The organism is Microbulbifer guangxiensis (assembly GCF_021729075.1).
GTDB lineage: Bacteria > Pseudomonadota > Gammaproteobacteria > Pseudomonadales > Cellvibrionaceae > Microbulbifer > Microbulbifer guangxiensis.
The window spans coordinates 174,467-194,034 of record NZ_JAJSAQ010000004.1 but is presented as its reverse complement, the minus strand read 5'-3'; the positions used below and the strand labels follow the sequence as shown (position 1 = coordinate 194,034).

Here is a 19,568-nt window from a genome sequence, read left to right as displayed (position 1 = left end):
ATGTTTCCGGTTGGGAACCTGCTTGCGGCTGCACTCATCAGAGGAGAATCGACGGAGTGGATCTACTCGGGTGAATCACCATCCCCGGAGTTCTGCTGGTCCCCCTGGTCCTCGAAATAGCCTCGATCTTCCACAACATACTGCACGCGCTGCGGTAGCCCGTTACGCATGAAAGTGACATCCACCATTTCACCGCTGGTCAGCGCATCCCAGAGCTGATTCTGTCCACTATGGACCCAGGTATCGTTTACCCGGACTACTACGTCTCCCTCCTCGAAGCCCAGCGCCGTGAAAAACTCATTATTCTCGATACCCTCGAGCCGCAACAGGTTGTAGCCATCCACGACGTGCTCGGCTTCGACGAACTTCTTCTCCAGCGCCTCCCGGTCCTGTAGTTGCTTCTGTAGCCACTCCTGCCCCAGAGGCAGCACCCCGGAGGGCGCGAGCAGCTTGCGGGTCTCCCCCTCCGGTTGCTCGATGCGGCGCAGCGTTTCCTCGTCGCGCTGGGTCGAACCGGTTTTAGGGACACGCACAAAGTCGTCATCTTCGCCTCTGAGGCTCAGTCGCTCGAGCCGCCCGTTGACCGTCAGGATGACATGGCGCTCGTGTATCGCCTTCAGGGTGACGTCGCGCATCAACGTGTCGCCGGGTGAAAATCGATTGGCCGATGCTTCGCGGATGCGAATAAGCGCCGATGACTGCTGCGCGCGGGAGGAGACACTGGTTCCAGTCAGCTGCAGCGGTAGGTCGGTCTCGGGGACCCGGTCTGTCGACAGTCGCCAGCGGGCAGCCTCCGGATGGGGCGTGGAGGGATTGTGGCCGAGACGCTCGAGCTCCTCGTCAATCCACATGCCATAGTGTGCTGCTGTTTTTGGGCCCCTGGTGTACAGGCCATTGATAAATACAACGGGAACGCTCTGCAGCCCCAGTTGGCGAGCGAATGCGGTATCTTCTGCAATCTGTTCATTGTGGTCGGCCTCAAGCTGACAGCGATCAAACGCGTCCTGCGTGAAGCCGAGCTGGGATGCCAGCTGGCCATAGACATCTTTATCCAGCGCTTTTGCGTGGCTATAGAGTCCGTCCGCATAAGCCCAGGGAGTTCCCTGTTGGCTGGCGCAGTGCACGGCGTTGGCGGCCTGTACGCCCTGACGGTGAAAGTGCATGGGAAAATCAAACGGTGCCACGGAAATCCAGCCTGCGTAGCGATCGAGCAACTGACGCACCACCAGATTGGTGGCAGCACAGTGTACCGATTGATACGAGCAGAAAACGGCGAGCGTGACTGGCGCTTCGGGATTGCCCCGCATGGCGCGCTGACGGGTATCAATCTCCAGTCGTGGCGGGCGGGGGTGGGGGAGAAGCCAGGTAACGGTGGGTGCTGCCGCACCACTTGCAGCCGGCGGAGTGACTGCATCCACCATCGACTTCAGTGTATTGAAGCGCAGCTGATATTCGGTCAGGGCCAGGTCGTGTCGCTGCAGCTGAATTTTCTGGTCGACTTCGGCAAGGGTAATGGCCTGTTCACCAATCCTCGCTACCACCTGTGACTGGTTGGCGGAGATCTCCTGTCTGTCTGCGGTGCAGGCTCCCAGGAGTACGGAGAAAATCAGTAACAGCAATGGCATGTAGCGGCAGAGCGGATTATTTCTCTCATCCATGATGTCAGTTCCATCCGTTATTATTCTGCCACCGGTTCTACCACAGAGGCTGGCGACGCTCTATGACACCCATGGCCTTTTGCAAACAGGTGGCGCCTAATGGAACGATATGGCTGGTTTTATTTACACGATGGCCAGAGCGGCCAGGCGCAGGAAGGCTGGGGTGCCGGGTCCAGGCTCTCTGAACCATATTGGTGAATCAGTTCAGCGATCCACCCGGTGCATTGCGGGTACTGGGTCATGTCGAGCACAAACTCCTGTCCTCGCGCAGCACTCTGTAAATGGCAGTATCCCGGCTGGCGGTCATGCGCATCTCGCCACCAGCGTTCCGCCTTGTGGTGGTAACTCAGTGGTGTACGATCCGGTCCCGGGTAGAAAAAGTTGGGCAGTCGCCACAGGGAGGGCCGTGGTGAGTCGGGGCAGGTCAGTACCAGCGGTTCAGCGAGCTGTGGAAAAACCCCGGCACCTGCAACAGGGGCGTTGGTTTCGGGTAGCTCGAGTTTGTCTGCCGCAAGATAAAGTGTGTTGGCGGAGTCCGGACCGATCTGGAAATGAGGGTGGTAGCGCGCCCAGCCGAGCTCCGAGTCTCTCAGGTCGTCGACATGGCAGACATCACCGATCGCCAGCCAGCCCCATAAGATGTGTTGCGCGGGCGCCTGCCGTACGAACTGCCATTTGCCATTCGTCCGCTCAACCGGTCGGAACAGGCCGAAAAAAAGAAACAGATCCCCGGGCCGGACGCCCTGACGACGCAAGTGTCCCTGGGCGGCACCTGTCTGTCCCAGCAGTGGTCGCCAGCCCCGGGAGCGGGGCAATGTATCCGGGTACATATCCGGATCCAGATGTGCTGTGCCCCGGCCGGTATGACGTCCGCGGGTAAGGTCTTCCACCAGCTCCCCGATATCGATATCCCCGTGTCCGATCTCTGCGAAAGTGATCGAGGATTTTGTATCGGGTATCGGCAGTGGGTAGAGAGACCCGTCGGGGAAGATCGGACTCGGACAGCCACCGGCGGAGGAATCGAAGCCCTTGCGGCTCAGGATCAGGCGCATCCGCTCCTTTACCTCGTGATCGCGTTTGAGGGGTTGGGTGAATGCTGGATCACGCTGAGCACTGCCGGTACTGCCCGCTGCTGGTCGAGTATCTCTTCACCATTCACGTACATGGCGCTGGAACCGCCGCCATCGAGATTCATCGCATCGAGGCAGCCCAGCTGGAGCAGGCGGCCCGGCAGTTCATCCAGACGCGCGGACTTGGTCACATAGAGCAGAATGCGGCTATCGCCGGTGATACAGATGGCAGTGCGCGGCCGACTGTCATCAAGGCGAAGGCCTGAGCCCCAGAAAATCTCCTCGTGGAATGTCAGCCGGGGCCTGCCATCCTGGAGCAGCCGGGGGCCTCCTCCTATACCCCACTGGAGGTCGATGGGGACACCCCGTCGGACAGCGGGCGGGGCCTGGGGCTCCGGATCATTTTCCACATAGGACAGGGGAGTGCCGTGACGTCGCGGCACGGGCTCGCCGGTGTGGTGGTGAATCCAGTCGATATGAGACTGCCCCTCAGAGTCGACCCAGAAAGCACTGCGCATGACCGGGTACTTTTTTCCCTCGCGGGTGACCACGGGAGTATTGCGGGCCAGAACCTTTCCTTCGCTGGCCAGTAGAGAAAGGGCTGTGTTGCCAGTAAAAAAACCGCCATTGATCACGGCCAGTACACCGGGCGCCTCGGCCCATTGGTGCATCGCCGTTGCCTCAGGACGAAGTTGCGGTCGAATTTCGACGTGCGGGTCTGCCGGATCGATCGACAGGTAATGACTGTCCTTGCCTGTCGAATGCACGATCAGCTCCCCTGGAGTCTGCTGTGTTGGGGAGCTGGCTAACACCGGTGTGGAGGCCAGCGAGAGCAGGCAGTAGCCGATCATCATCAGTGCGTTGGCGATGGACTTATGGTGAGGTCGATCGAATGGTGTCATGGATAACTCCTCGCAGATTGCGATTAGCGCCTCAGACAATCAGAGCGAAAACCGGGAGATATAGTGGCAGATATCGGTCATGTGCACACTGCCGGAAAACTCGAAGGTTATCCTGCCCAGCGACGAAAAATAGACCTGTAGCTCGGCATCGAGGTCAAAAGTGCCGGATGTCTCCACCGAATAAGCGACAATATTCTTGTACGGGAGTGATGTGAAATCCCTCTTGCTGCCCGTCAGTCCCTGCACATTTACCGCGATGATCCGTTTGCTGGTAAACACGACTCCATCGCGCAGGGACTTGAAGGAATCCAGTACTTCCTCGCCGTCGAGTAATAGTGGTGCCACCTTCTCGGCAAAGCCGGCATTTTGCTTCAGTTTGAAAAAGCCCTTGTTGTCAAAATCAATCATTCTTTGCCCTTTTGATGCTTTGCCAAGATTCGAAGCTCAACCAGAGCATGTTTCAGCAAGCTCGGTACGGCTTAGTACTATCGCCGGAACATAACGCTTCTGCTCATGATGCCCCGCAAGAAAAACATTCAGTGCGGTTTAGTGAACCTCCTTTTATATCACGGCGGCTCTCTGGGCGGGGAATGGTGTCTTCTGATGGAGGCCCTGATCGGGCCCGGCTCTCAAAAGAGCCGACGGGGGCTATCCCGTGGATGGTGGCAGGGCAAAGCCCCAGGACGTGTATCTCGGGATGCCCAGAGACATCCCTGTCACCTCCGTGTCAGCGCCATCAGCGAGATCCTGCTGCCAATGGCCCGAGATACACGTCCTGGAGCGTCGCTTACTTTAACTACTGAAGTGCGGGCTGAAGCTGAAGGCCGCCGAGAAGCGGCCTTGCCTGAGTCAGAAGTTGCGGGACCAGCCGAAGCGCAGGATATCCTGGCTCATGGTCAGCTCAGCCTCACCGCCGCCAAAGGCAGTGGGGATGGAGTTGTCTCCCTGGACCGTCTCCTCAAAAGCATGCGCATAGGACACGGTGAACTCCCCCAGAGCCGTGCGCCAGTCCGCACCGATGCTCATGTGATCCTCGATCACACCGGGAGCGAGAATATTGATAAAGGCCTCACCTGCAGGGATTGGTTGCCCGGCATGGCTGATACCCGCGCGCAGGGTCAGGTCATCAGTGGCCCTGAAAGCTGTGCCCAGTTTGGTGACTTCAACATCCTGCCAGCCAAAACCCGGGCCGCCATCGGCCCCGAGCGGATTGCCCTGGAACAGCAGGCTGAGGGAGTTGCCCACGGAGCCGGTATCACTGTACAGGATGCGCTGCCAGTCTGCGGCTATGGTCAGGCGCGGTGTGGCGTTCCAGCTTAGACCGACGGCGTAGTTTTCCGGAATATCAAAGCCGCCGCGGTCGGCGAACAGTCCCTCGTAGCGATCGAATTCTCCGGTCTCGATACGGGAAGACCAGGTAGCGCCAAGGCTCAGGTCTTCGCGCAGGCGACCGATCCAACCGAGTTTTACTCCCCAGCCGTGGGCGGTGTCATGACCGCGATCAGTGACGTTGCCCGCGCTGGCGGAAACAAACGGGTTATCAAAGGCCTGCAATCCGGTGGCCTCAAAGCGCTGCACGGCGAAGGTGGTGGCGACCCCGAAAGCGTGATCCGGGGTCGGGCGGTAGGCCAGTGACGGAGTGATAAACAGCTGGCTCAGGTCGACGCCGGCTTCACCACTGGAGCCGAAAGCGGCGAACGGGTTGTTCTGGTAACCGGTGTTCATGCCACCGTTGCCGTAAACCGCTACTCCCCAGCTCAGTTGTGGGGAGAGCATGCGGGTATAGCCGAGCTCGGGAATGACAAAATCGCTCTTCTCATTGCCATCGTAATCGCCGTCTGCGCCGGCGAGGTTGCTGCGAATCCGCGCACTGCGATCGGGGCTGAACACAGTGAAGCCCACATCCAGTCGGTTGCCTACCAGTGCAGTACCCGCCGGATTGTTCGCAGCGGCCAGCGCATCCTGTGGCAGGGCCACGCCAACGCCAGCCATTGCCTGGGCCTTCGGACCTACCCCTTCTACGAAATAGCCATTGGTGGCTTCGGCGGAGTACACGGTAAACAGGGCGGCTGCGGAGAGCGCTGTGGCAGACAGCTGGGCAATTTTCTTGCTCATTGATCCTACTTTCGGGCTCGGTGTTCAGTAAAAGGTCTTTTGCGGGGCGAGGATTGTAAGAGCCAAGCGTTATAACCGGGAAATACTAAAAATTTCTATGCTTATGCCTTTAAGGGTTTTTGCCGGAAGGAGGTGTGGAAGGGTACCTGAATAGAGGCGCGTTATTGGAGTGCTGGCGATCTGCGAGGTTTCCAGATTGGGAGTGTTGAGGACTACCTCCAGAAAAATTCGCTAAAGGTAAGGGGGTGGCTGTTGATATCAAAGCCCTCGCGCAGGTAAAACCGGTAGGCGCCAGAGCGTTGTACACCGGAATTCAGGCGTAACTGTTCACAGCTCTGTTCCCGACCATGCGCTTTCACCGGTCAGTTCCTACTCGGTGCCGACAAGTCATACCTCAATCTGTTGGGGTATTGCTGAGCCCATGAGTGTTGAGTATTTGGGTAATGAACGAGCTCCAGACCGGATCTGGCTGCCAGATTTTATGCAGCATTGCAGCGGCCTCATCTGCTTTTTGATGGCGATAGATGCGGTTGTACAGGTACATAAAAGCGGAGACGCGCAGATTCAGCGCGCAGTGCACCCAGACTTTCGCTTGGGAGAGTTCCTGCATCAAGGAGGCAAAGAGAGTGAAGTGTTGTGCCGTGGGGCGATCGAACGGGACCGGGAGATGGGCGTAGGTCATCCCCAGGTCATTGACCATATCACCTTCTGCAGGCAGCGCGTGTACGGTACTGCTCATGGCAAGATTGATGACGGCCGTATAACCGCGTTCGGCGATAACTGCAAAGTCGGGTTCTGTTGGTTGCCCGGAAGTGGCAATGCGCTTGGATAGCTGGAGAAAGTTTCTGACATCCATTGGCTTGGGCACCGGGTTCCGTTCGGTCCAGTCTATCACCCGCAGTCGGGTCGGACTCCCCCGGAAAATCCGGGAGAGTCCAGCTCAGTCTTGAGCGGTGATCAGTTACTCGGGAAGGAGAACTGCGCACCTTCACGCACGCCACTGGACGGCCAGCGCTGGGTGATGGTCTTGCGGTTGGTGTAGAAGCGCACACCGTCCGGACCGTAAGCACTCAGGCAACCGAACAGAGAGCGCTTCCAGCCGCCGAAGCTGTGGTAGGCAACCGGTACCGGTAGCGGTACGTTGATACCCACCATGCCGACGAGGATGTTGTCGCTGAAGTAGCGCGCTGCCTCGCCGTCACGGGTGAAGATACAGGTGCCGTTGCCATACTCGTGATCGTTGATCATCTGCATGGCTTCTTCCATGCTCTTGGCGCGCACTACCAGCAGTACCGGACCGAAGATTTCCTCTTCGTAGCAGGTCATGCCCGGCTTTACGTTGTCGATCAGAGTGCCGCCGACGAAGAAACCATTCTCATAGCCCTTTACTTCCGGATTGCGGCCATCCACCACGATGGTTGCACCCTGCTCCTCGGCGCTGGCAATGTAGCCGTTCACCTTGTTTTTGTGAGCTTCGGTGATTACCGGGCCGAAGTCGTTGCTGCTGTCGGTATAGGCGCCGACCTTCAGCTTCTGCATTTCGCCGCTCATCTTCTCGATAAAGGTATCGGCGGCTTCGTCACCCACGCAGACGGCAACAGACAGAGCCATACAGCGCTCGCCGGAGGAACCGAAGGCGGCGCCGGTCAGTGCAGCCACGGCGTTATCCATGTCGGCATCGGGCATGATGATGGCGTGATTCTTGGCACCGCCCAGTGCCTGACAGCGTTTGCCGTGGGCGCTGGCTGTGGAGTAGACGTACTCTGCAATCGGGGTGGAGCCGACAAAGCTGACTGCCTGCACTTCCGGTGCAGTCAGCAGGGTATCCACGGCAACCTTATCGCCATTAACCACGTTCAGTACGCCATCCGGCAGACCGGCTTCCTGCAGCAGCTGGGCCAGGTAAATAGCGGCGGACGGATCGCGCTCGGACGGTTTGAGCACGAAGGTGTTACCGCACACGATCGCCAGCGGGAACATCCACAGCGGTACCATGGCCGGGAAGTTGAACGGGGTGATGCCGGCCACGACGCCCAGCGGCTGCATTTCACTCCAGGAATCGATGTTGGGGCCCACGTTGCGGCTGTGCTCGCCTTTCAGCATCTGCGGTGCGTAGCAGGCGAAATCCACATTCTCGATACCGCGGGTCAGCTCACCCATGGCGTCGTGGGAAATCTTGCCGTGCTCCTCGCCGATCATCGCGCAGATCTGCTCCGCGTTTTCTTCCAGCAGCTGCTTGAACTTGAACATCACCTTCGCACGCTTTGCGGGCGGAGTGTCGCGCCAGGCCGGGAAAGCAGCCTGTGCGGCAGCGATGGCCTCCTCGACAGTTTCCTTGGCGGCGATGGCGACCTGCTTGGTGACCTCCCCGGTGGCCGGGTTGAATACGTCCTGGGTGCGTTCGGCGGCCTCGGAGACCTGGCCGTTGATGTAATGACCCACAATGCTCATGAGTAAACCTCTCTATTTTTAGATCTATAAAATTTGTTTCTCGTCATGCCGGACCTGATCCGGCACCCATTGCCCGCTGGGCATCCGGCTTTGCGGCACTGGATCCCGGCTTACGCCGGGATGACGACGGTGGCCTGAAGCAGAAAGCGCTCGACCACCTGAACTCTGGATCTCGGTATCTGGTGTTGGAAGGGATCTGGTAGCGGTTGGTTACTGGCTGTCAGCCACCAGCTTGATACAGTCTCCCAGTGCATTCACCAGTCGATCGATCTCCTCCGGCTCGGCAACGAACGGCATACCCAGCTGCACGGTGTCGCCCCCGTAACGGACATAGAAACCCTTCTCCCACATCTTCATGGCGATCTGGTAGGGGCGCAGCAGCGGTTCGCCCGGAGCTGCTTCGATGGTGAGGCCGGCGGCCACACCGCAGTTGCGGATATCGCTGACCAGCGGCAGCCCCTTGAGCTGATGCACGCGCTCCTCGAGGACGGTGGCCAGTTCGCCGGCGCGGCTGAACAGGTTTTCCTTTTCCAGGATATCCAGTGAGGCCAGAGCCGCTGCACAGGCAACCGGGTGGGCGGAGTAGGTGTAGCCGTGGGGCAGTTCCAGCAGGTAGTCGTGACCACCCTGTTCCATGAAGGTGTCGTAGATCTCCTGCTTGGCGATCACCGCACCCATGGGAACCGCACCATTGGTCAGCTGCTTGGCAGTATTGAGGATGTCAGGGGTCACACCGAAGGCCTCGGCGCCGGTGGCCGCACCCATACGGCCGAACGCGGTGATGACCTCGTCGAAGATCAGCAGGATATTGTGCTGGTCACAGATCTCACGCAGGCGCTTCAGGTAGCCCTTGGGCGGCGGCAGCACACCGGCAGAGCCGGCCATGGGCTCGACGATCACGGCAGCGATGTTGGAGGCATCGTGCAGGGCGATCAGTTCCAGCAGTTCGTCTGCCAGGTGTGCACCTTCCTCCGGCATACCTTTGTTGAACTTGTTTTCCGGCAGCACGGTGTGGGCCAGGTGGTCGGCATCCACGGCAGTACCGTACAGGGCGCGGTTGGCACCGATGCCGCCGACGCTGATTCCGCCGAAGTTCACGCCGTGGTAGCCCTTGGCGCGGCCAATCAGCTTGGTCTTGGTGGGCATGCCCTTCTTGCGCCAGTAAGCGCGGGCGATCTTCAGTGAGGTCTCGGCAGACTCGGAGCCTGAGCCGGTGAAGAACACGCGATTCAGTCCCTCCGGCATGAACTGGGTGATACGCTCGGCCAGCTCAAAGGCCTTGGGGTGGCCGAACTGGAACGCCGGCGAGTAATCGAGGGTGCGCAGCTGTTCGCTGACCGCATCGGCGATTTCCGCGCGATTGTGGCCTGCGCCGCAGGTCCACAGGCCGGACAGGCCATCAAAGATACGGCGGCCATCGGCGCTGGTGTAGTAGCAGCCATCGGCGCCAGTGATGATGCGCGGGTCCTTCTTGAACTGGCGGTTGCCCGTATAGGCCATCCAGTGGGCGTCCAGCTGTGCCTGGGTCAGCCCGGCGAACTTGTCACTCATTCTTATTCTCCCGGAAACACTCGGTATGACTGTGGAATGGCAGTGACTTTAAGCGAGCATCAATGTTGCATAAATTGCAATTTATCGACGTTTGGTTTCATATGGGTGAAACTTTCTGTGGTGGGATGACTGATGGGACGCAAACAGGCCGCCTTGCTGGGCCAGCTGAGTGATATCGACCTGCGACTGCTGCGGGTCTTCCGTGCGGTGGCGGAGGCCGGAGGCTTTTCGGCGGCCGAGCTGGAGCTAAACGTAGGCCGCTCCACCATCAGCCGTCATATCAAAGATCTGGAGGTGCGGCTGGGGGTGACCCTGTGCCGGCGCGGGCGCGCCGGTTTTGCCCTCACGGACGAGGGGCGCCAGATCTATCAGGCGACCCTGAAACTGCTCGCCTCCCTGGAGGCATTCCGCGGCGAGGTGGCAGACGTGCACAAGCGCATGACCGGCCATATCGCCATCGCCCTGTTCGACAAGATGGTCACCAATCCGGCCGCCCATATCGGTGAGGCACTGCGCCGGTTCGATGACCTGGCACCCGAAGTGAGCCTGGATATCCATATTGAGCCCATCAATGAAATCGAACGCGGGGTGATGGAAGGGCGCTTCCAGCTGGGCGTGATCCCCACCCACCGGGCCTCCCCCAGTCTCGACTACCAGCACCTGTTCTACGAACAGATGTATCTCTACTGCGGTTACCGCCACCCGCTGTTTGCCACCGCCGATATCTCCATCGATGACGATGCCATCCGAGACAGCAAATATGCCGGCCTTGGCTACCACTCACCGAATATGGAAGTGGGCAACAAGCTCGGCCTACAACGGGATATTACCGTCAACGACCAGGAGGCCATCGTCCACTGCCTGCAGTCCGGCCGCTATATTGGCTACCTGCCGGATCACTATGCGGAAAGCTTTGTGAAAAAAGGGGAAATCCGTGCGATCTGTCCGCAGCGCTATCAATACCAGTGCGACTTTGTGGCGATCCAGCGGGTATCGCCGAAGCCTTCGCGGATAGTGGACAGCTTGTGGAGTTGCCTGATGTTGGCGCATGGTGGTGGGCAAAATGCCTTCTAGACATAGCGATTCAGGGTGCTGATGAGATAGGTGGCGTCAATCTCATCGTCGCGATTGACTTTAGGAACCGGCTTTGCGAACTTTTTCCGCTCCAGGGAGAGCTGTAACCCCGGACACAATAATATAAATCGATCCGGAGATGGGACATGAAAGCCCTACATCGCCTATTTGCAGTAATTCTCTTGCATGTGTCTTCTGGCTCTGTGGCCGCTGACATTACCTCTGAGCAGGCAACCAACCTCGTGGAGGAGCAGTTCGTCTCCTTTTTTACTGACTGTGAAAAATTCACTGCAACCTTTTCGCCGAACTTTAAATATTGTGACGCTGAATCTTGCGTGACTAACAAGAATACTTTGCTTGAGGTGTGCGAGGCGACAGCAGATGCGCCCAACATCATACATCGGCTCGATGTATTGCCCGCGTCCTTTCCTGAGCCATATGACCCCAACTACAACCCGTTTCTTGATGGGGTAGATTACAGTAATATTACTGCCACTGGTTTACAGACTGTGTCTTTGCCTCTGGATCCACAAAATCCTGATCAGCTGATCCCACTTTGTTTCAACTTTGCCATTCGCGAGAAAATTGCATTGGACGCAACCGCTGATCGGGGCTACGGATCAACTCTCTGGCAGGGGTTCTATACGATTTCCATATCGCTGGACCCCTCCTCTCCGTGCTACCCATTCCTGTTCCCCTAATCGAACAGCATGAGTAAATGCCTGGCGCGGGGTGACTGCGCCAGGCCACTGTGGAAAGGATCAATTCGGCCATGAGTCTTAAATGGCCGGCACCTTGCATTGTTTTTCGTGCCAATTCTACAGGTTTAGAGGGTGTGAGGCGGTTTCTCATTTAGGCCAATAACTTGTCCTAGTCTGCAGCGATGGCAGGATCATCAGAGAAAAATGTCCAAGCCGGCCCTTTCAATTCAATCATTCTGAGCTGCTATCGATCGTCTTGCGGATTTTTCCCAGGACATTGCGAAGCACCTTCTTGGTGGTGGGCATCTTCTGGTCGATCTCTGTGCGCAGTGTCAGCAGTTCTGCATCCTCGGAGTTTATCCGCAGGCCGCGGGTGACATTGTAATCCGCTCGCTTGAGGTCACCCTCCAGCAGGTTGGCCCGGCCGCGGCGGGCGAATTCCGCAGCCAGTTGTTCCATTCCCGCAAGCGCCTGTGGACTCTCGCTGTCCAGTGCCAGCGCCTTGCGGTAATAGTGCAGTGCATTGTCGCCCCTCGGGCGGTTCAGGCGGCCCTCTTCCATTGCTACGGCGCCACGGGTGACGTAGCCCTCGATCAGTTTCTGCGTGACCTCTACAAGTCCCTCATTCGCCGAGTTGTTATCGGTATCCAGCAGCAGTACCTGACGATAGTAATAGCGCGCATTGTCGCGCTCGGGGAAAACATAGCGCCCCTCGTCCATACTCAGCTCCGCCTGTTCGAGCAGCTGGCGAATTTGTCGATCCGTTTCGCTTTCGTAGGTCAGGGCCGAGAGTATCAACAGCCCAGCAATGACGGCGATGGCTGGCAGGAGGCGCGGGTAGGCCCTGGTGGCAAGCCGAATTGTGCCAAGCGGAGCGGCAATCGGAGCAACTGGTTTTTCGCAGCCGGCTTTTGCCTCTGGTTGTAACAGAGGCTCAATAGCCGAGGCCAATTGCCGGCAGGACTGAAATCGCTCGCAGGGTTGTTTCGCGAGCATACGGCCGAGCAGTGCAGACAGATATTGCAGCTCGGCCGGTAAAACCGGTACTGGTTGCTGGATATGATTGATTGCCGTGGAGGTGTGACTGTCGCCCTTGAACGGGTTATAGCCGAGTAACAACTCCAGCAGAATAACGCCCAGGCTGTAGATATCGGTTGTGATATCGATCGGCTGACCCTGTGCCTGCTCAGGACTGCTGTAGGACGGGCTGCCCAGGCTGAATCCGGCTTGCGTCAGGTCAGAGTTGTTATCCACATCCTTGGCGATGCCGAAGTCGGTCAGCACCGCCGTACCATCGTTGCGGAACAGAATGTTGGCAGGTTTCACATCGCGGTGGATGATGCCCCTATCGTGTACCACCGCCAATCCCTCGGCAATCTGCTGGATCAAGCGCAGGATCGCAGCGGGCTCCTGGAAGCGATGCAGGTTATGGCTCAGGTCACCGCCATCCAGCAGCTCCATGGCAATGTAGTAATCGCCGCTGGCCAGGGTCGAGATATCGTGAATGGTGATGATGTGTGGGTTTGCCAGGCTGGCGATAAAATGGGCTTCTTTGATGAAGCGGGCATTGAGAGATTCGTCAGAGCTCTTGCGCAGGACCTTAATGGCTACCTTCCGGTTCAATGACTCCTGAGTGGCCAGGTAGACTGAGGCCATACCGCCGTGACCTATCTGGCCGTGGATGGTGTAACCGGGGATGTCGAGGTGGGAGTGATCCATAAGCGCCTGGCGAGCCTGCTATCAGTGGGAGTTGCCCACCCAGCTTCAGCGACTGGCGGCCATTCCCATTGCCTGAAAGTCGCAAGGATAGCGCTCAACTGCGGGGAGATAAACCTGATCGGTCACCGCTGTTCTGATGTGAGGTGTGTCACATTCTGCGGTGAGTAGTCGGGCTGGTGGGGGGCGGCATCGCGCCGCCCCGCTCGAGCAAAGGATCAGAGCGCGGTAGAAATCCGGTCGATATAGGGCGCCAGTTCGGGCTTGTGCTCGAGGATCTCCGCCCGGGACAGGCCATCGATCTCGTGCGGGAACACCAGCCACTCGCTGGTCCTGTGCAGGTAGTAGTGCGGTTCGCGTTCGGTCCTGTTGTTTTCTGGCTTGTAGTAAGGCGTGGCCACGCGGATTTCAGGGGTGTTCTTCTTGCACGCCTTATGCAGGTCCTTGATGGTCTGGTCGATGCTGAGACCAGAATCGTGCACGTCGTCCACGATCAGCAGATTGTGATGGGACTCCACACGCTTGATCAGGTAGGTCAGGCCGTGTACGCGCACGTGCTTGTCACGCTGGCCGATACCGGTATAGGAAGAGGTGCGGATGGCGATATGGTCTGCATCCACGCCCATTACATGCAGCAACTCTTGTACCGCAATGCCCACCGGCGCGCCGCCACGCCAGACGCCGACAATGTAATTGGGGCGGAAACCGCTCTGGAAAACCCGCTCCGCAAGCGCGTAGGAATCCGCCAGCAACTGCTGTGCGCTGATGAAGTGCTTTTTCACGTTGGTTCCCATAAGAAGGCAGCCCTCAGAAGAACATGAATTTGGCAACAAAGAGTGCCGCCAGAAGATAGACACTGATGCTGACGTCCTTGCTGCGGCCACTCAGTGTCTTGATTACCGCGTAGGCAATGAAGCCCAGCGCGATGCCGTTGGCGATGGAGAAGGACAGCGGCATCATCACCGCGGCCACCACCGCCGGTGCGGCTTCGGTGATATCATCCCAGTCGATGGACGACAGGCCGGAAGTCATCAGTACCGCCACATAGAGCAGTGCACCTGCAGTCGCGTAGCCCGGCACCATACCCACCAGCGGCGAGAAGAACAGGGCGAGCAGAAACAGGCCAGCGCACACGACGGCAGTGAGACCGGTGCGACCGCCAGCGGCGACACCCGCGGTGCTCTCCACATAAGTCGTGGTGGTGGAGGATCCCAGCAGGGAGCCCACTGCAGAGGCGGAGCTGTCTGCCATCAGCGCCTTGCCCATGCCGGGCAGCTGGCCTTTCTCATCCAGCAGTTTGGCACGGTCGGCAGTGCTGAGCAGGGTGCCGGCAGTGTCGAACAGGTCCACAAACAGGAAGGCGAAGATCACGCTGATCATGCCCACTTCAAACGCACCGGCAATGTCCAGCTGCAGGAAGGTCGGGGCCATGCTCGGCGGCGCAGACAGGATGCCGGCATATTCCACCTTGCCCATCGCAAGGGCAATAACAGTCACGACGAGAATGCCGATCATTACCGCACCCAGCATGCGCCGGTAGGCCAGCGCGGAAATCACGAAGAAGCTCAGCGCTGCGAGGATGGCATCACTGGAGGTGAGGTCGCCCAGTGTCACCAGTGTGGCAGGGCTGGCGGTGACGATGCCCGCACTTTTCAGGGCGATAATGGCCAGGAACAGGCCGACACCCGCAGCAAGCGCCTGGCGCAGCGACAGCGGAATACTATCGATAATCCACTGCCGTACTTTGAAGATACTGAGTAGCAGGAATACCACGCCGGAAATAAACACCGCCCCCAGGGCTACCTGCCAGCTGTATCCCATCTCGCCCACGACCACGAAGCTGAAAAACGCATTCAGGCCCATACCCGGTGCCAGCGCGAACGGGTAGTTGGCGTACAAGCCCATGATCAGGCAGCCGATCGCTGCCGCCAGGCAGGTGGCGGTGAACACGGCACCCTTGTCCATACCGGCCGCGGCCATGATGTTCGGGTTCACGAAAATGATATAGGCCATGGTCAGGAAGGTGGTTACACCGGCGATGATTTCCCGGCGCACGGTAGTGTCCCGCTCCGACAGCTTGAACAGGCGTTCAAGCAGGGACGGCTGCCTGGTGGAGGAGCTGGCTGATGCCTGAGTGCGGATGTCAGTCATAGTCTTGTCCAGTTGCAGTAAGCGGGGATCAGAAGTGGTACTTGACCAGCAGGTTCACGTTGCGCTCATTGGAATCAATACCAAAGGTACCGTCCTTGATGCCGAACTTGTCGTCCCAGTGAACATACTCGATGCCGGCATACAGTGCCTTCGGCTGGCCCCAGCGGGCGCCCAGGTCCCACTTCAGCTGGGAAGTGAAATTCATGCTCGGGTGGGCATCGGCGGAAGCGCTGGCCCAGTCGAGGAAGCCGTCATACAGGAAGCTCTCTCCACCGAGGGCAAATGGCAGACCCCAGGCCAGGGTCAGCTGCTCATTGTCGGCCTTGTCGTCGTTGTCGCGGTGGTAGAGGTTGGCCTGGAAGAAAGTGAAGCCCGGAACCGCCAGGTCAAAGCCCACACCCGCCAGCTTGTTCATGAAGTGTGGACCGGTGGCGGTGAGGCTGTCGGGGTCGTCGAAGTTCCCGATTTCCAGGGTCCCTGCGGCCAGCACGTCTTTGACCGGACCGAAAGAGAGGTCGCGACCGCCCAGTTTCCCGAAGCTCAGGCGCGGGGAGACTTCCGTGTACAGCTCGTCGGACCCTGCATCTGAGGTCAGGTAATCGGCGAACATGAACAGGTCGCCCCAGCCGTGGCCGCTGACGTGCTCGTAGGTCATGACACTGCGGCTGGAGTCGTCAGTCTCCAGGCTGTAGTGGACCTTGTAGTCCCTGCCGTAGAGCAGGCTCAGGCTGTTGTCATTCCACAGCATCTCGGCGCTGGTGGTCAGGGATGTCAGGCCGGCGACTACAAAAAGCAGGGTCTTGGGCAGATTCACGGGGTACCTCAGTGACAGCGAATCGAAAGGCAGGGCTGGCCTCGCGCGGGCTACAGGCAGGCATCGCCCGCAGCTGGTTAAAAAATGAGCGCGGAATTTACCGGAATGGCGACAGTTTTGCCAATTTTTTCACGCTCAAGAGGACGCAGCTGAAATGGGTTCGCGACAAATTACCTTTTTTTGTCGCTTAAAAGAAAAATTTTTCCAAATTTTGCTGCCAGGGCCATGTTCGAGGGAATGCTGGCTAGCTGAGGGCGGGGGGATGGATAGTTGCGGAGCCCGCCGGGAAAGCGGGCCCCGATTAGTGTCAGACGCTATTCGGCGGTTACCGGGTCGATCACGGAGGTGATTTCAGAGATGGTGTTGGCCGGGAAACCGCCCATTTCGGCGTGACTGATCACCGCTTCTTTATCGGGCGCAATGTACATACAGTAGATCTTGTCTGGGGTGACAAAGCTTTGGATCCACTGTACCGATGGGCCCAGCTCCCTCAAAACTCCACAGGATTTCTGCGAAATGCCCTGAAGCTCTTCCTGAGTCAGGTTCCCGGCACCGGGAATTTCCCGTTCGATGACAAATTTTGGCATGGCCAATTTCCTTATTGTGGGCAACAACAGCGTTGTTGAAGTGTCCGGTCATCTGGACAAGTTGATCACTGCTGCCCGAATATATCGTCGCCGTATGGATGTTGCGAGTGAGTGGCGTGCCAGAGAACCGAAACCCGGGCGATTGGCGCCAGTTTGTTCTCCGGGAAATCAGGGGTAGCGATCGCAGGTTGCTCATGTCACCGGGGCTGCCGGGGGATCGGGTTGTGTCTGCTAGGCTCCTCTGTCTGTTGCCACTGGTTTTCCATTGAAGCTCCTCATTTGACCGTTGGGTGATCAAGCTGGACTACAAGCTCTACTACTGGGATTTGCCCTTTCGCGGAAATTTCATTCAGCTGATGCTGGAAGACGTCGGGGCGCACTACCAGCGCCGCGATGCCAGCGAGATCTATCCCGAGCGCAGCCTGAAGATCCATAACCCGGGTATGGCGCCGCCCTATCTGTATGAGTGCAAGACAAAGACCTACTTTGCGCAGATGCCCGCGGCGCTCATGCACCTGGGGCGTAAGTACGACTACTTACCGAAGCGGGCAGAAACCCATACCCTGGCCCTGAAAACGATACTGGACTGCAACGACCTCCTGATCGAGATCAGCAATTGCAATGGCCAGGTGATGTGGGAAAGAAGTGACTGGGAGGGTTTTCGCTTCGGCCGGCTGCCCGACTGGATGCAGGTGTTTGAGAAAACAGGCCTCAGCCATGGTCTGAAAGGGCAGAGGGGTTTTCTGTTGGGCAGTAGTATTTCGGTCGCTGATATCGCTACCGCGGCACTGTTCGGAACCCTTGTGTACTCTTTTCCGCAGCTGGAAAGCGATCTGCGCGAGCATGCACCCCATGTCGCCGACCTCTGCCAGAGAGTCGAGGCCCGCCCCACCATTCAATCCTTGCTGGAGAAACAGCGGCAGGAGTATGGCAGGGGCTACTGTGGCGGACAGATCGAGCGCTCCCTGCGCAAGATGATCGGTTAGCACCACGTGGCTTTCCTCAACCAGCCAGTGCAAACCCCATCAGTGCCAGGCAGGAGAGGACGCCTGCAACAGGAACCCACAGCGGATAACGGATCTCATCATGTTCGGTGCGATCACCGCGAAATTTGATGGTCAGTAATGCCCCGTTCACCAGTGTGAACACCAGCAGCATGACAAAGCTGGTGATCTGCGCCAGCAGCGTGAGAGGCAGCCAGAGTGCGAACGCCAGGATCAGTATGCCAATCAGAAGGGTGGCCACGACTGGCGTACGGGTCCTCGCATTGACCCGGGCAAAGATCCGCGGCGCCATCTGCTTCGTCGCCATGCCATACAGCAGCCGTGATGCCATGATGATCTGCACCAGAGCACCGTTCACGACCGCCAGCAGGCTGATAACGCCGATAAATGCCGGCGAATGGCCGGCATTGCTGACCACGGCCGCCAGCGGAGCCTCACTGGCGGCCAGCATGCCGACAGGCACCGTGCGTACCGCCAGGGCAGCCACACTCATATAGAGCAGGGTGGAGATGGTGATGGCAAGCAGTATTGCCCGCGGCAGGACCTTGCGGGGATTCTTCACTTCCTCGGCGGTATTGACCATGTCCTCAAAGCCAATAAAGGCATAAAACGCCAGAAAGCTCCCCGACACCAGCCCCGGCAGCGCGCTCCACTGGGGCGGTGCGAAAAACTCCCGCCAGTCAGTAACGGCAGGCGCCCCACCACTGGCAAAAATGACAAATAACAGGCCGCCCACCTCAATCAGGGTCACCAGCATGACGGTCAATGCTGACTCGGTGATGCCCCAAAGGGCAATCAGGGTCAGCAGCGCGATCAGCAGTGTGATGGCGACGGCGTCGGGAACCTGCAAAAACAGGTTGAGGTAGCCGGTAAAACCATTGGCGATGGTGGCCGCGGACACGATTCCGGTCAGGGCGACCAGGGCGCCGACGAGTTGTGCCGGCCAGCGCCGGCGCCACGCTTTCCAGATATAGGCGGCGGAACCGGCGCTGATCGGGAAGCGCGATGACAGCTCGGCGTAGGAAAGCGCAGTAAATGCAGCGATCAAACCGGCAAGCAGAAACGCATAAGGCAGTGCCAACCCCGCCTCTGAACCAACCTTCCCGATCAGTACATAGATGCCGGCACCGATAATCGTACCGATGCCGTAAAAACTGATGACAGGCAGCGAGAGTGATCGCTTGAGGCGGGCGGGTTCTGGCACGGGGTTCCTCGAGACCGGAATTGGTGCAGCGTGGGGGTCTGTTCTTGCGGTGGTGCTTTTGACCTGTCACGCATCAGCGCTGCTTCGCACGCTTTGGAGAATCTGGCTAGTCTCAAGGAGTGTATGTCACTGGAGCTGCTATGAAATCCAACTGCCTGCATCTGGCAATTCCCGCCGGAGACCTGAAAAAAGCCAGGGCCTTCTATTGCGACGTTCTGGGCTGCAAAGCAGGAAATGGTGAAGAGGGGCGCTGGGTGGATATCAACTTCTGGGGCAATGAGCTCACCCTGCACCAGAGCGAAGAGAAACTGCCGAACGTGCGTCACGAAGTGGATATGGGCGCAGTGGCGGTCCCGCACTTCGGCATCCACCTGCCAGATGAAGAGTTGCAGGCCCTGAAGGCGCGTATCGAAGCTGCCGGTCTGGAGTATCTCGACAGACCCTATCGTCGTTTTGTCGGCAACGAGTACGAGCAGGAGACCTTCTTCATTGAAGATCCCAACGGCAACATTCTCGAGATGAAATCGATGGTGAACCCCGAACTGATGTTCCGGTAAACCTGTGTCTGGC

Annotated in this window: 19 protein-coding genes; 4 read left to right on the top strand and 15 right to left on the bottom strand. The window is 58.5% G+C overall.

What is annotated here, in order from left to right:
• Positions 1-62 precede the first annotated feature (62 nt).
• The 9 genes from LVD12_RS10435 to aptA all read right to left on the bottom strand — a co-directional run bounded on the left by LVD12_RS10435 (position 63) and on the right by aptA (position 9,747).
• Positions 63-1,658 (bottom strand): thioredoxin domain-containing protein, encoded by a 1,596-nt coding sequence (locus LVD12_RS10435; protein WP_237067651.1) that lies wholly within the window; start codon positions 1,656-1,658, stop codon positions 63-65.
• Positions 1,659-1,777: 119 nt separating this feature from the next.
• On the bottom strand, positions 1,778-2,710 hold the full coding sequence (locus LVD12_RS10430; RefSeq protein WP_237067650.1) for an Nmad3 family putative nucleotide modification protein: 933 nt from the start codon (positions 2,708-2,710) through the stop codon (positions 1,778-1,780).
• Positions 2,711-2,718: 8 nt separating this feature from the next.
• On the bottom strand, positions 2,719-3,630 hold the full coding sequence (locus tag LVD12_RS10425; protein ID WP_237067649.1) for a phosphodiester glycosidase family protein: 912 nt from the start codon (positions 3,628-3,630) through the stop codon (positions 2,719-2,721).
• Positions 3,631-3,669: 39 nt separating this feature from the next.
• Positions 3,670-4,038 (bottom strand): PH domain-containing protein, encoded by a 369-nt coding sequence (locus tag LVD12_RS10420; RefSeq protein WP_237067648.1) that lies wholly within the window; start codon positions 4,036-4,038, stop codon positions 3,670-3,672.
• A 441-nt stretch (positions 4,039-4,479) separates the two neighbouring features.
• Complete coding sequence (locus LVD12_RS10415) at positions 4,480-5,745, bottom strand: OmpP1/FadL family transporter (RefSeq protein WP_237067647.1); 1,266 nt, start codon at positions 5,743-5,745, stop codon at positions 4,480-4,482.
• Between the two features lie 212 nt (positions 5,746-5,957).
• Positions 5,958-6,104: a GNAT family N-acetyltransferase gene (locus LVD12_RS10410; protein WP_237067646.1), complete on the bottom strand. Its 147-nt coding sequence runs from the start codon at positions 6,102-6,104 to the stop codon at positions 5,958-5,960.
• A 35-nt stretch (positions 6,105-6,139) separates the two neighbouring features.
• Positions 6,140-6,601, bottom strand: coding sequence for a protein tyrosine phosphatase family protein (locus LVD12_RS10405; RefSeq protein WP_237067645.1), 462 nt, complete (start codon positions 6,599-6,601; stop codon positions 6,140-6,142).
• A gap of 101 nt (positions 6,602-6,702) precedes the next feature.
• Positions 6,703-8,196: a CoA-acylating methylmalonate-semialdehyde dehydrogenase gene (locus tag LVD12_RS10400; RefSeq protein WP_237067644.1), complete on the bottom strand. Its 1,494-nt coding sequence runs from the start codon at positions 8,194-8,196 to the stop codon at positions 6,703-6,705.
• Between the two features lie 210 nt (positions 8,197-8,406).
• Positions 8,407-9,747, bottom strand: a complete 1,341-nt coding sequence (aptA, locus tag LVD12_RS10395; RefSeq protein ID WP_237067643.1) for an omega-aminotransferase AptA — start codon at positions 9,745-9,747, stop codon at positions 8,407-8,409.
• Between the two features lie 132 nt (positions 9,748-9,879).
• Between aptA and LVD12_RS10390 the strand changes: the two genes are divergently transcribed.
• Together LVD12_RS10390 and LVD12_RS10385 are read left to right on the top strand one after the other, a co-directional pair.
• Positions 9,880-10,821 carry a LysR family transcriptional regulator gene (locus LVD12_RS10390; RefSeq protein ID WP_237067642.1) on the top strand — a complete coding sequence of 314 codons (942 nt, stop codon included), beginning with the start codon at positions 9,880-9,882 and terminating at the stop codon, positions 10,819-10,821.
• 146 nt (positions 10,822-10,967) lie between these two features.
• Entirely contained in the window at positions 10,968-11,522 is a 555-nt protein-coding gene (locus LVD12_RS10385; protein ID WP_237067641.1) for a hypothetical protein, read from the top strand.
• Positions 11,523-11,753: 231 nt separating this feature from the next.
• Here LVD12_RS10385 and LVD12_RS10380 read toward each other — a convergent pair whose 3' ends face one another.
• The 5 genes from LVD12_RS10380 to LVD12_RS10360 form a co-directional block, all read right to left on the bottom strand.
• The gene (locus LVD12_RS10380; RefSeq protein WP_237067640.1) at positions 11,754-13,241 is read right to left on the bottom strand and encodes a serine/threonine-protein kinase; all 1,488 of its coding nucleotides are present in this window, start codon (positions 13,239-13,241) and stop codon (positions 11,754-11,756) included.
• 215 nt (positions 13,242-13,456) lie between these two features.
• Positions 13,457-14,020, bottom strand: coding sequence for a phosphoribosyltransferase (locus tag LVD12_RS10375; RefSeq protein ID WP_237067639.1), 564 nt, complete (start codon positions 14,018-14,020; stop codon positions 13,457-13,459).
• A gap of 25 nt (positions 14,021-14,045) precedes the next feature.
• Positions 14,046-15,389 carry an NCS2 family permease gene (locus tag LVD12_RS10370; RefSeq protein WP_237067638.1) on the bottom strand — a complete coding sequence of 448 codons (1,344 nt, stop codon included), beginning with the start codon at positions 15,387-15,389 and terminating at the stop codon, positions 14,046-14,048.
• Between the two features lie 28 nt (positions 15,390-15,417).
• The gene (locus LVD12_RS10365; protein ID WP_237067637.1) at positions 15,418-16,203 is read right to left on the bottom strand and encodes an outer membrane protein OmpK; all 786 of its coding nucleotides are present in this window, start codon (positions 16,201-16,203) and stop codon (positions 15,418-15,420) included.
• A gap of 314 nt (positions 16,204-16,517) precedes the next feature.
• Complete coding sequence (locus LVD12_RS10360) at positions 16,518-16,790, bottom strand: DUF4242 domain-containing protein (RefSeq protein ID WP_237067636.1); 273 nt, start codon at positions 16,788-16,790, stop codon at positions 16,518-16,520.
• Between the two features lie 290 nt (positions 16,791-17,080).
• Between LVD12_RS10360 and gst the strand changes: the two genes are divergently transcribed.
• Positions 17,081-17,776 carry a glutathione transferase, Atu5508 family gene (gene gst, locus LVD12_RS10355; RefSeq protein ID WP_237067635.1) on the top strand — a complete coding sequence of 232 codons (696 nt, stop codon included), beginning with the start codon at positions 17,081-17,083 and terminating at the stop codon, positions 17,774-17,776.
• Positions 17,777-17,792: 16 nt separating this feature from the next.
• Here gst and LVD12_RS10350 read toward each other — a convergent pair whose 3' ends face one another.
• Positions 17,793-18,998, bottom strand: a complete 1,206-nt coding sequence (locus tag LVD12_RS10350) for an APC family permease (RefSeq protein ID WP_237067633.1) — start codon at positions 18,996-18,998, stop codon at positions 17,793-17,795.
• Between the two features lie 140 nt (positions 18,999-19,138).
• On the opposite strand from LVD12_RS10350, the gene LVD12_RS10345 reads away from it, so the two are divergent.
• The gene (locus tag LVD12_RS10345) at positions 19,139-19,555 is read left to right on the top strand and encodes a VOC family protein (protein ID WP_237067632.1); all 417 of its coding nucleotides are present in this window, start codon (positions 19,139-19,141) and stop codon (positions 19,553-19,555) included.
• The last annotated feature ends 13 nt before the right edge of the window (positions 19,556-19,568 follow it).